The following is a 12,376-nucleotide window of genomic DNA, read 5'->3' on the forward strand; positions in this document are numbered from 1 at the left end:
TTGGCCAAGATCTAATTGGTCGGGCAATTGTTCTCATAAACCAGGTAAGAGACCCAACGTCGATCTGTCATTATTTAACTGAATATTTTGAAAACATTTAAAGAGGTAGGGTGATATGATGAAAGAAAAGCAAAGTCATCTCAAGTCTCCAGATTTGTTACCAATTCCACATAGTGGGAAGAAAATTGGATCCGTTGGGTTTGCGTTCATTTGGGTTGGTATGGCTGTAGTTCTAGCAGCTTTTGCTATTGGTGGTTCTGGTGTGCAAAGTCTTTCGCTTGGCTGGGTCGTTTTAGCAACGATTATTGGAAGTATAGCGATTGGTCTATGTATGACCTTAACAGGTGACATTGGGGTGGAACATGGGGTATCGTTCCCCGTTTATATGAGGGCACCATTTGGTACGATTGGTACTCACATCCCTTCTTTAATACGTGGTTTTGTAGCTGCGTGTTGGTTTGGTATTAATACGTATTTTGGTTCAACCGCGATGAATGGGATCCTTTTCGTTTTATTTGGCTTTGATAATTGGTTCGTTTGTTTCTTAATTTTTGCAACACTTCAAGTAATTAATACAGCTTTAGGGATTAAAGCTGTTGAGCGTTTTGCTGATTTAGCCGCACCAATTATTATTATTATTTCAGGTTGGATGTATTTAACGTTATCGGATCAAGCGCTAGCAGAAGGCCGTAATGTTTGGGCTTGGGTGGAAAGTCCAGTAACTGGAGGCGCAGCTATTACTGCATTTATGATTGTTATTATGAGTAACATGGGATTCTGGGGTACACTTGCTGCGGATATGCCGTCGATTTCTCGTTTTATTAAAGGACCGAAACTTGAAAGAAATTGGTTTAAACGAAATAAATCGCAAATTGCAGGAAGTTTGATTGCGTTACCAATCGTTCAGACGTTCATGGTTGTCATTGGCGGGGTGTCTTATATTGCTGTTGCTAACTATGACCCGGTGGTTGCTCTTCAGCAGGCTGCTAGTGGATTAGTTCTAGGTGTTCTCTTACTCATGATCGTATTCGCTCAATGGTCGACAAATATATCAGCCAACTTAATTCCAGCTGCGACTATTTTTTCTAATGTTGGGGGACCAAAAGTTCCGTTCTGGGCTGGTGTAGTAGCAGCAGGTGTGATTGGGTCGCTTGTTCAACCATGGAGCTTGTTTGGAATTATTATTCCAGCTTTATTGATTGTCGGTGGGATCCTGTCAGCGATTGTTGGGATTTTAATAGCTGATTACTATCTCCTTCGTAAACGTCGCGTAAACGTGCCTGACTTATATAAGGAAGATGGTCAATATCGTTATGCAGGAGGCTTTAATGCAGCGGGTTATATTGCTTGGATCCTAGGTGGAACTGCGTCTTACTTTTTAGCTAACTATTCGTTTATTGTTGGATTTGCCGTTGGGCTAGTATCCTACTACGTCCTAGCGAAGTACTGGTGGTTTGTGAAGTATAAACAAGCAGAAATTGAGGACCCAAGTGATGATAAATATTTAGGTATCACAGTAGGGCGAGATTGGGAAATTAGTGAAGGAAACGAAGAGGTGAAAAAAGCAGCAACATAAGAGGTTTGAAATAGTAGAAAAAGGAAAGGAGACTATCATGTCCGATTATCAACAATTTATTGCCGAAAGAGAGAAAATCGATTTTTTACTAGAACAAGGTTATGTAATTAAAGGAGTTACGGAAAATTTAAGCGGGGCATTTGTCGAATTTGAATTAAAAAAACAAGATCTATCCGGTCACAAGAGTCCTATTGAAAGACTGCACATCTTAACGGCTGATGCGAGGAAATATTTTAGTTCGATCATTATTCAGCAAAACAAAGCGGTCGGATAAAGGAAACGGAAATTTAATAGGAAGTGCAAATAGAGACAGGGGGAAGCCCCTGTCTTTTGTTGTAGAGGAGAGTACTGATAGAAAATCTACCGCGCTCTTTTATCTGAAAATAAAGGTAATTCTGACATATAAATAGAAGTAGTTGATAACCTTGTGTTCTTTCGTTATTAGGTAGATGGTGAAAAGGAAGTGAGGCAATGAAATCATATATAACCATTAATGAAATCTTACAAAGAAAGCACTTTGGTAACACAGAAGTGCTTGCTGGAGTAGACGGTTTAAATCGAAGTGTTAAATGGGTTCATGTCGTTGAAGTGATCAATATTCGAAAGTTACTAAATGGTCACGAGCTTATTCTTACCACTGGCTTAGGTTGGAAAGACAATAAAGCATTATTTATTTCGTTTCTCAAGCAATTAATTGAAAGTAACGCTTCCGGTTTATGTATTGAATTAGGAACACATACCTCAAACATTCCTCAAGAAGTTATTGAAATCGCTAATGAATACCAATTTCCAATTATTGTTTTCCATCAAGAAGTAGCTTTCGTACAAATTACGCAAGATATTCATTCACTGCTAATCAATCAACAATACCAAATGATATCTGATTTAGAAAGTTACTCTCAAACATTAAATAAGAAATTATTAGAAATTAATCATTATGAAGAAATTCTTAAGTTTTTCCAGACGTTTTTAGATGTTCAGGTTGTTGCATTTTTTGATGAGGATAGAATTTTTATACCCCAATTGTCAGCAAGCGAGAGACGGATCGTACTAGAAAAAATTGAGGCAGAACAACAAGACTCCCTTGTTGTTTCAATCGGTCGTCAACCTGTACAAATCTTAGGTCACCAGTTTGCTGAATTGGTGATTGTTACCGATCAGAGAGAGATTAATGAATTTGATTTACTTATTCTCGACCGAACGACAACCGCACTTGCTCAATATTTGTTAAGAGATTTATATGTAGAAGAAAAACGAAGAATGGAAGAAGTGGAATGGATGACAGATTGGTTAGAAGGTCATCACAGTAACGAGGGGATTAAAGAACATTTAACTTATGTAGAGCCTGGCTTGAAGTTAAATGGTGGAATCGTTTGTACTTGTAAACTTAATTTAACGAGTCATTTATCTACTTTAGATGGGACGTACTTTAAACTGTTATTCCGTACGATTTTCGAGCAGCAAGGTTTTTATGTATTTTCTATTGAAATTAGAAACCAGATTGTTTTTATCTTAGGAAATAAACGGACTTCTAAAACATGGAAGTCTAGAATGACAGATGGTTTTAAGCGATTGAATTCTGCCGATTATTCGAAGAAATTAAAAGTAGCCTCGATTTCCTTTGGTGTCGGAAAGTTTGTCAAACAGCTAAGTGATATACATATAAGTTATCAAACTGCAAAAGAGACATTACGACTACAAGATAAATTATCACAAGAAGGTAAGAGTTATTTCTACGATGACTTACATTTGTACCGAATACTATCACTCATTAATCGGCATAGTGATCTCCAAGAAATCGTAATGGAGTATTTGCAGCCCGTCATGGAATACGATAGAAAATATAATGGTAAGTTAATAGAAACATTGAAAGCTTATCTAGCATGTAACGGATCAAAACAAGAAACAGCAAAAAAGCTTTTTGTAGTTAGACAAACCATGTATCATCGGATCGAAAAGTTAGAAACTCTTCTAGGCCCTGACTTTATGAATTCGGAAAAGAGGCTGGCGATCGAATTTATGTTACTAGCCTACGATTATTTAAACATGACCGAAAATGCCAACCAAACTGCCCATGAAATATAATAGAAAAGATCCGAAGATTCGGTGCCAGGCACCTTTAATGCGCTGTTGCGCTAAAGGTGCCTGGCACCGTTTTTTTATTTCTGTTTTGCACTGTTCATTTTGTGGAATTATCTTCTCCAGATATTTGACATTGTGTCTAATGAAGGCCCTTACAAAATAAGAGATAATAAATTACAAGGAGATAGATATTTGAAAAATCAGAAAATAACAGGAGGCAATTTCTATGACAGTAATAAAAAGTCAAACAAATGTATTAAAAAATTACATTAACGGCCAGTGGGTAGAATCAAACGGTACAAACACATTAGAAGTACCGAATCCAGCTACAGGAGAAGTGTTAGCGACTGTTCCTGTTTCATCAAAAGAAGATGTCAATCAAGCGGTGCAAGCAGCAAATGAAGCTTTCCGTACATGGAAAAACACACCCGTGCCAAAGCGGGCCCGTATTTTATTTAAATTTCACACGCTCCTTTCCGACCATCATGATGAATTAGCAAAGCTAATCGTTCAAGAAAATGGAAAAGCGTTTAAAGAAGCACATGGTGAAGTACAACGTGGAATTGAATGTGTAGAGTTTGCAGCGGGTGCCCCAACATTAATGATGGGAGAAACGTTATCAGGCATTGCGGAGGACATCGACTCCGAAATGTTCCGTTACCCATTAGGTGTCATCGGTGGAATTACTCCGTTTAATTTCCCGATGATGGTGCCACTATGGATGTTCCCATTAGCTGTTGCTTGTGGAAATACATTTGTTCTTAAGCCATCTGAACGAACGCCAATGTTAGCTAATAGACTAGCTGAATTGTTTACACAAGCCGGTGCGCCAGCTGGTGTCCTAAATGTTGTTCACGGGGCACATGATGTTGTAAATGGCCTGCTGGATCATGAAGAAGTTAAAGCGATTTCCTTTGTAGGCTCCCAGCCAGTTGCAAAATACGTCTATGAGCGTGCGGCAGCAAATGGTAAACGAGTTCAAGCACTGTCTGGTGCCAAAAACCACCATATTGTTATGCCTGATGCCAATATAGAAAAGGCAGTTACACATATTGTTGCATCTGCTTATGGTAGTGCTGGGCAACGTTGTATGGCTTGTAGTGCTGTCGTTGTCGTTGGCGATGGAGAAGCTTTTGTCAGGGAACTAAAAACAAGAGCAGATGAATTAATTATCGGGAATGGATTAAATGACGAAGTTCTTTTAACACCAGTCATTCGAGACTCGCATCGTGCGAAAGTATTAGATTACATTGAAAAAGGGGTAGAAGAAGGAGCATCTTTAATTCGTGACGGTCGTAAGGAAATGAATGAAATGCAAGATGGAAACTTCTTAGGCCCAACAATTTTTGACCATGTGACACCAGAAATGGTCATTGCTAAAGAGGAAATCTTTGCACCTGTAATCAGCATGTTACGTGCAGAAGATTTAGATGAAGGCTTAGAATACATTCGTAAATCTCGCTACGGAAATGGGGCTACCATTTATACAAAGGACGCAAAAGCTGTGCGCAAATTCCGTGAAGAAGCAGATGCAGGAATGCTTGGTGTCAACGTAGGTGTACCGGCAACAATGGCCTTTTTCCCATTCTCAGGATGGAAAGATTCATTCTACGGTGACCTCCATGTAAATGGGAAAGACGGTGTTAATTTCTTCACGCGTAAGAAAATGATTACATCAAGATATGATTTTTAAATAAACGGATTTGAGAGCTAGTAATGGAAGGTGGCTTTAGCCGTCAGTCATTATTGAGGTGAAAGCCAACGAATTTCTTATTTTTAAAAATATAGGGCGAATTGATGTTACACCCTATGAACCCTGCATTTGGATAGCCAAACAATGTTTTTAGAGGGAGGAAGGAGGAAGGGCGATGCTCAGTACAAATGAAAATAGTAAAGCACTAGAAAAAGATGAAAAATACATCTGGCATTCGATGAAACCGTATAACCCGGATGGAACAATGGTGGTCACGAAAGCAAATGGATCTTGGGTGACCGATCAGGATGGGAATAGATTTTTAGATGCGATGTCTGGATTATGGTGTGTCAATGTAGGGTACGGCCGTACCGAATTAGCTGAGGCGGCTTATGAGCAATTAAAAGAATTAGCCTATTTTCCACTGACACAAAGTCATTTACCTGCTATTAAATTAGGGGAAAAATTAAATGAATGGCTCGGAGATGAGTACGTCATCTTTTTCTCAAATAGCGGTTCGGAAGCGAATGAAACGGCATTTAAAATAGCAAGACAGTATCATCAACAAAGAGGGGATATGAGCCGTTATAAATTTATTTCAAGATATCGTGCCTACCATGGAAATTCAATGGGAGCACTGGCTGCAACTGGGCAGGCTGAACGAAAGTATAAATACGAACCGTTAGCCCCAGGGTTTATCCATGTTCCTCCACCGGATCTCTATCGTTCAAATGATGCGCCTGATTGCCCTCCTGCAGAGTTAGAGGCAGTTCAAGCTATCGATCGTACGATGACGTGGGAAATGAGTGAAACGATCGCTGGAGTGATCATGGAGCCAATCATTACAGGAGGAGGAGTACTCGTTCCGCCTGATGGATATATGTCAGCTGTAAAGGAAGTGTGTGAAAAGCATGGCGCATTGCTGATAGTCGACGAGGTGATTTGCGGTTTCGGTCGTACAGGTGAACCGTTTGGGTATATGAATTACGGTGTCAAACCAGATATTATAACGATGGCGAAGGGGATTACAAGTGCCTACTTGCCATTATCGGCGACAGCGGTGAAACGTGAAATTTACGAGGCATTCAAAGGTTCGGAGCAGTATGACTACTTCAGACATGTAAACACATTTGGTGGCAGCCCTGCTGCTTGTGCACTAGCTCTTAAAAACCTAGAAATTATGGAAAAAGAAAACTTGTTTGACCGGTCGAAGCAATTAGGAGAACGACTGAAGAACGATCTCCAAAATCTTCTCCAAAACCATCCTTATGTTGGAGATGTTCGAGGAAAGGGTCTTCTCATCGGGATCGAACTCGTTGCCGATAAAGCGAAAAAGACTCCAATTGATGTAAGTATTGTCAATAAAGTAATCGCTTCATGCAAACAAAAGGGTGTTATTATCGGAAAAAATGGCGCTACAGTTGCAGGTTATAATAATGTACTAACGATCGCGCCACCGTTAAATACAGAAGAAGAGGATCTAGCCTTCTTAGTTCAAACATTAAAAGAAGCATTGAATGAATTAAAAGATTAATCGTCGAAAACAAGTAATGTATAGATGGACAATGGTATTAAGAAAAGTGTAAAAGCTGTTATGACTGAGTATATAAAGGTTGAGTTAAAAAAAAGGATTATAAAGGTTAAAAAAATATGGTAGCAGGTACCTTTAGTCCACTAAAGGTACCTGCTACCATTTAAAGAAGGAGGTTCATTGTTGTGCGGATTGGTGTGCCGAAGGAAATTAAAAATAATGAAAACCGTGTTGCTTTAACTCCTGGAGGGGTGTTAACTTTAGTAAAAGAAGGTCATGAAGTTTTTATTGAAACGTGTGCTGGCCTTGGATCGGGATTTTACGATGAACTGTATACTGAAGCTGGCGCTGTTATCGTGACGGCTGAAGACGCATGGGCCTGTGATATGGTTATGAAAGTTAAGGAGCCGTTACGTGAAGAATATCGTTATTTTTATGAGGGGCTTGTTTTATTTACGTATCTACATTTAGCGGCAGAACGCGAATTAACCAAAGTTCTTATAGAAAAAAATGTCATAGCGATTTCATATGAAACCGTACAATTGGCTGACGGAACTTTACCGCTTTTAACACCGATGAGTGAAGTCGCGGGAAGGATGGCAACACAAATCGGTGCGCAATTCCTTGAAAAAACAAAAGGTGGCAAAGGCATTTTACTCGGCGGCATTCCTGGGGTGAAACGAGGTAAAGTAACGATTATAGGTGGGGGAGTTGTTGGTACAAATGCTGCTAAAATTGCAATCGGCTTAGGCGCAGAAGTTTCCATTATCGATGTAAACCCAAGCCGTTTGCGTGAGTTAGATGATATCTTCGGCACGTCGATTCAAACATTAATGTCGAATCCGCAAACGATTAGTGAGGCTTGTTCTGAGGCGGATTTGGTCATTGGTGCTGTCTTAATTCCTGGAGCTAAAGCACCGAAACTGGTTACTGAAGAAACCGTTCGGTTGATGGAGGAAGGCACGGTCATCGTTGATGTTGCGATTGACCAAGGCGGTATCTTTGAAACGGTTGACCGAGTAACAACACATGCGGATCCGACCTATACGAAACATGGTGTTGTTCATTATGCAGTCGGAAACATGCCAGGCGCGGTCCCAAGGACATCAACGATTGGCCTAACTAATGTCACCGTGCCTTATGCAATCGAAATAGCTAATAAAGGGTATAAAAAAGCGTGTATACAAAATCCAGCCTTACTCAAAGGGCTGAATATTATGAATGGTTCTGTTGTTTATGAAGGAGTAGCAAAAGCGCATAACCTACCTCATAAGTGCATTTATGAGGTACTTGAAACTCAACAAGTATAGTACATGGAAAAAACATGCCGTTAACAAGTGAGTTTTATAGATTGTAATTAAGGCTGGTAATCTTTTTTGATCTTTAATCTTTTTGCGGACTCACAGGGCCTTATGTCCTAAAATTTATCATTTTATCATTGTTGGCGGACTGAGAGGACCTTATTGGTCGTAATTTTTGTGTAAAAGCCTGTTTTTTTAGGCAATAAGAGCTTCTGAGTCCCCTAAACTTTAGAAAGCATTGATACTGACACAAATAACGGCCTAAGAGTCCGCTTTGCCGCTCAGTGAAAATGATAAGGCAATTCAGCCCTTTGGGTCATTAGCGTTTTTTTTAAAATTGAGCAAAGTAGTAACTATTCATAGCCCAGGTTTTTATATGACTTTCACATTGCTAATTATTTCTTTTAGATTTTCAATCAAATGCCCTATATCCTGCACAGGGTACATAATAAATGTTTTCTTCTTCTTTTTAGGTAAAACAAAAGTAATTGTCCCTGAATTTTGTGCAGGCCACGTAAAATTATGCATTTTCGTTTGGACCCGTACTTCATGAATATCCTCTTTTGCCCAAAAGAAATTTTTCTTTTCTATTTTTAGAAAATCGAGGTTATCGATCATTGTTGGAGTTAGTTCATCTTCCCTATCATGGCGTTTTAAGATTTTTTTGTTATAAACTGGCTCAAGAAAGAAGCCAGCCGGATTACGAGGTAGCATAATATCGGCCATAATGGCATCGGGAATTGTCCCAGCGATTACAGCTCCACCAATGCCGTTCTTGGTAATAAAAAGTTTATAGTACTTTCTTGAACGGAAACCGTATAAATAAGTAAAGTCGTTAGTGCTGTGTTCATTTTCTTCCATCACAAAGTAAATCCTCCACTAGTTCTTTATTCAGACATTTTATGATGTTTCTTTATCTAGAAACGATCAATGTTATTTTACAATAGGTTAAGGAGAAATTCATAGTTCATACATAACTTGTCCAAGAAAAATTAAGAAAAGAGGAGCCGCTGCTAATCTATATTTCTATTATATTGTTAGTATAAAACCTATAAGTTAAGAGAATATTAATACTAATATATAAGAAAAAGGTGGCTGCTAATTTGAAGAGAACGATCGGTTTTTTCATTGGTATATTTGTAGGTTTTTTATATACAGATTGGCTGTTTCACACGCAGCATGTACATGCTTTCGAAATGACAGCTACCACAACTGTAGAGCGTCTTGGCGCTTTGGCTTTTGGAGGGGCAGGGACAATCCTGTTTTTTATTATTAGTAGAAAAGTATTCTCCCTTTCTTTTTTTCATGGGGTTCTCGCTGCTTCAGGATTTTTTGCAAGTTTTGATATCGTTGTATTTCATTGGTTTTTCAGGTTGCATCGTTTAACTTATGGTCCTGAAGCAGATATTATTGAACCCATTCTCGTTGTGGCAGGAATTATATTATTAGTCTATGCTGTTAGAAAAGAGAGAAGTTTAACTTTTTATACCGAGTAAGCAAACGCCTACTGTAAGTAGCGGCTTTGAAAATCTTTACGATCATTTTTACTAATGCCGAGATTTTCAGACAAGTACGTATCGAAAGAACCATAATGATCGTTTATTTCTTTTAAGAACGCTTTTAAGTAATCAGGTCTGGCTTCTAATAAAGCATCAATAGCTTTCGGATCAACATCCTTCGTTTTTTCTATAAATTTCTTAGTGAAAACTTTTTGCCTCAACTGAGCAAGGTATTTATTAGTATAAGTAAAATCTTCAATTACGATTTCTTCGGGAACACCTAAAGTCATTAAAATAACTGAGCTACAAACTCCTGTCCGGTCTTTTCCAGCAACACAATGAAAAACTAAAGGGACGTGTTCTTCTTCAAATACCATTTTTAAAAATTGAGTGTAAGCATCGGTTTGATGGGCAATTACACGATTTAAACGTAACAGCATCTCCCCCGGCTCACCTAAGTTGATTTGTTTCCCGTGTAAAGATAGTTCCCCGATTTGTTTTACCTGCTCTTTTTCTTTATTCTCCGGAATGATCGGTAGGTGAACGTTATCAATCCCTGGAATGACAGGGTTTGGCTGTGCTCTCGTTTCATTCGTACGTCGGAGGTCACAAATTCTTTTAATTCCTAGCTTTTGAATATGAAGAATATCATTTTCTGTCAGGTCACTTAGAGCTGCGGATCTAAAAAATCGGCCCCATTTTACTTTTCGTCCATCAACGGTCGGATACCCGCCTAAATCACGAAAATTTATTGCTCCTTCTAAGGAAACATCCCGCACATCTTTTTCACCTTCGTATTGTGAAGAAAACTTTAGTTTACTCATGGAATTAACTCCTCTACCTATTTTTTGAACCGCTCCTATAATATTGAGATTGTTTATTCAATTTTATCTAGGTTGAACGTACAGTATCTACAAAAAACCTCCTTTTAGTTTAACAGATTATTCTGAAATTAATCAAATGACCTAATTGTGTGTTAGTTTCTCGCACAATTTTTATGAGTAAGGACATTGACCAAATCAACTCTTTTAAAAATCTCATAGAGTATTACATATGTGTAAAGGAGGAATTGAATTGTTCGGATACTCTATGGTGCAACTTGTACGGACCCATGCTCATAAATTAGACAAACCATTGCGGGAGAGAGTGTTAAATCAATACAAGCCATTTAAGTGGACACCTTGTTTTCTTCATAAAATGTTCGAAGGTTTTATAAAAAGAACGAAAAGACTCTCAGTCATTATTGAGTTTGAAGAAGGATGTTATGAAGAGGGATATGACCAAGTCCGGCAAATCTTTAGCAACCATTTTGGATGTAAAGTTCGACATGAGTTTACTAGTGTATCATGTTGTAGTGCGCAAATGACACCTACCGCTTTAGAGAAGGTATTAACAACATGCAGCCAAGTGAGAAAAATTTATCTAAACCGTGAAGTTCATGCTCTACTAGATACAGCTGTTGCTGCATCTAATGCACGGGAAGTTGTAAGAAATGGAACTACTCTTACCGGGGAAGGTGTAACGGTAGCTGTTATTGATACGGGAGTTTATCCTCATGCAGATCTTTCTGGAAGAATTGTAGATTTTGTAGATTTTATTAATCAAAGATCAGACCCATATGACGATAATGGACATGGAACTCATTGTGCGGGGGATGCGTTAGGTGATGGATCTGCTTCTGATGGAAGGTATAGGGGTCCTGCACCAAAAGCTAACTTGGTAGGGATAAAAGTGTTAAATAAACTAGGGTCTGGCTCATTAGAAACAGTAATGCAAGGAGTAGAATATTGTATTCATTACAACGAGAGTAATCCTGAGAATAAAATCGATGTCATCAACTTGTCTTTAGGGTCACCTGCGCTACGATATGAAAATGAGAATGAGGATCCTATGGTGCGAATTGTAAACCAAGCGTGGGATTCAGGGATTGTTGTCTGTGTCGCTGCTGGGAACAGCGGACCAGAATTTGAGACTATTGCAAGTCCTGGTGTCAGTCAGCAAGTAATTACAGTTGGTGCATTAGATGACAGAGACACGGTGGAAAGAGAAGATGACGATGTTGCTAGTTTTTCTAGCAGGGGACCAACCGTATATGGGGAGAGAAAACCTGATATTTTAGCTCCAGGTGTAAATATCGTTTCGCTTAGATCACCGAAATCATTCATAGATAAACTACAAAAAGGAAATCGGATTGGTTCGAATTATATTACTCTATCAGGCACATCCATGGCGACACCAATATGTGCGGGGATTGTCGCATTAATGTTAGAACATGATCCCACACTAACTCCTAATCAAGTTAAAGAAAAACTAAAAGAAGGTACAGATCTATGGAACAATCTGGATGAACCCGAAGTTTATATTTACGGCGCTGGTTATATCAATGCAGAAAACTCTATCCCTTAATAATAAAAATGGTGCCAGGTACCTTTTTAAGGTACCTGGCACCATTTTTTTATTTTCACTTGGGTCTATTTTGGTTGGGGAAGCAATAAATTAATATTGTGAAACATTGGAATATTAAAACTATTTATCAAAAGACATTTTTGTTCCCGCCTTTTGTAAGATTTTTTACTATAATACTTTAGTAAACTAATAAATTAACGTTTTAGTATATTGCCATAAGGAAATTTTTAGCTTATAATTCGAATATAAAAAAAGTTCAAAAAATTATAATTGAAAAAGAGGAGGGAT

10 protein-coding genes are annotated in these 12,376 nt (G+C 38.5%); 8 read left to right on the forward strand and 2 right to left on the reverse strand.

Annotated elements, in window-relative coordinates:
* Positions 1-118 precede the first annotated feature (118 nt).
* The 6 genes from AC2VNP_RS08250 to ald all read left to right on the forward strand — a co-directional run bounded on the left by AC2VNP_RS08250 (position 119) and on the right by ald (position 8,192).
* Positions 119-1,576 (forward strand): NCS1 family transporter, encoded by a 1,458-nt coding sequence (locus AC2VNP_RS08250; protein WP_486916916.1) that lies wholly within the window; start codon positions 119-121, stop codon positions 1,574-1,576.
* Positions 1,577-1,613: 37 nt separating this feature from the next.
* The gene (locus tag AC2VNP_RS08255; protein WP_486916868.1) at positions 1,614-1,850 is read left to right on the forward strand and encodes a hypothetical protein; all 237 of its coding nucleotides are present in this window, start codon (positions 1,614-1,616) and stop codon (positions 1,848-1,850) included.
* A gap of 197 nt (positions 1,851-2,047) precedes the next feature.
* The gene (locus AC2VNP_RS08260) at positions 2,048-3,661 is read left to right on the forward strand and encodes a PucR family transcriptional regulator (RefSeq protein WP_486916869.1); all 1,614 of its coding nucleotides are present in this window, start codon (positions 2,048-2,050) and stop codon (positions 3,659-3,661) included.
* Between the two features lie 223 nt (positions 3,662-3,884).
* Positions 3,885-5,351: a CoA-acylating methylmalonate-semialdehyde dehydrogenase gene (locus tag AC2VNP_RS08265; protein ID WP_486916870.1), complete on the forward strand. Its 1,467-nt coding sequence runs from the start codon at positions 3,885-3,887 to the stop codon at positions 5,349-5,351.
* Positions 5,352-5,526: 175 nt separating this feature from the next.
* Entirely contained in the window at positions 5,527-6,885 is a 1,359-nt protein-coding gene (locus tag AC2VNP_RS08270; protein WP_486916871.1) for an aminotransferase, read from the forward strand.
* A 182-nt stretch (positions 6,886-7,067) separates the two neighbouring features.
* Positions 7,068-8,192 (forward strand): alanine dehydrogenase, encoded by a 1,125-nt coding sequence (ald, locus tag AC2VNP_RS08275; RefSeq protein WP_486916872.1) that lies wholly within the window; start codon positions 7,068-7,070, stop codon positions 8,190-8,192.
* A 363-nt stretch (positions 8,193-8,555) separates the two neighbouring features.
* On the opposite strand, the gene AC2VNP_RS08280 is transcribed toward ald, so the two are convergent.
* Positions 8,556-9,047 (reverse strand): hypothetical protein, encoded by a 492-nt coding sequence (locus tag AC2VNP_RS08280; RefSeq protein WP_486916873.1) that lies wholly within the window; start codon positions 9,045-9,047, stop codon positions 8,556-8,558.
* Positions 9,048-9,286: 239 nt separating this feature from the next.
* Between AC2VNP_RS08280 and AC2VNP_RS08285 the strand changes: the two genes are divergently transcribed.
* Entirely contained in the window at positions 9,287-9,679 is a 393-nt protein-coding gene (locus AC2VNP_RS08285) for a hypothetical protein (protein ID WP_486916874.1), read from the forward strand.
* A gap of 8 nt (positions 9,680-9,687) precedes the next feature.
* Here AC2VNP_RS08285 and AC2VNP_RS08290 read toward each other — a convergent pair whose 3' ends face one another.
* A complete protein-coding gene (locus AC2VNP_RS08290; protein WP_486916875.1) occupies positions 9,688-10,506 on the reverse strand; it encodes a tyrosine-protein phosphatase in 819 nt (272 codons plus the stop codon).
* A 250-nt stretch (positions 10,507-10,756) separates the two neighbouring features.
* Between AC2VNP_RS08290 and AC2VNP_RS08295 the strand changes: the two genes are divergently transcribed.
* Complete coding sequence (locus AC2VNP_RS08295; protein WP_486916876.1) at positions 10,757-12,088, forward strand: S8 family peptidase; 1,332 nt, start codon at positions 10,757-10,759, stop codon at positions 12,086-12,088.
* Positions 12,089-12,376 lie beyond the last annotated feature (288 nt).

The sequence above is a fragment of the Alkalihalobacterium sp. TH-98 genome (assembly GCF_057473385.1).

Excerpts from the sequence above, each read along its gene's own strand:
- AC2VNP_RS08250 (WP_486916916.1), top strand. The coding sequence starts at position 119 with ATGAAAGAAAAGCAAAGTCATCTCAAGTCTCCAGATTTGTTACCAATT.
- AC2VNP_RS08255 (WP_486916868.1), top strand. The coding sequence starts at position 1,614 with ATGTCCGATTATCAACAATTTATTGCCGAAAGAGAGAAAATCGATTTT.
- AC2VNP_RS08260 (WP_486916869.1), top strand. The coding sequence starts at position 2,048 with ATGAAATCATATATAACCATTAATGAAATCTTACAAAGAAAGCACTTT.
- AC2VNP_RS08265 (WP_486916870.1), top strand. The coding sequence starts at position 3,885 with ATGACAGTAATAAAAAGTCAAACAAATGTATTAAAAAATTACATTAAC.
- AC2VNP_RS08270 (WP_486916871.1), top strand. The coding sequence starts at position 5,527 with ATGCTCAGTACAAATGAAAATAGTAAAGCACTAGAAAAAGATGAAAAA.
- AC2VNP_RS08290 (WP_486916875.1), bottom strand. The coding sequence starts at position 10,506 with ATGAGTAAACTAAAGTTTTCTTCACAATACGAAGGTGAAAAAGATGTG.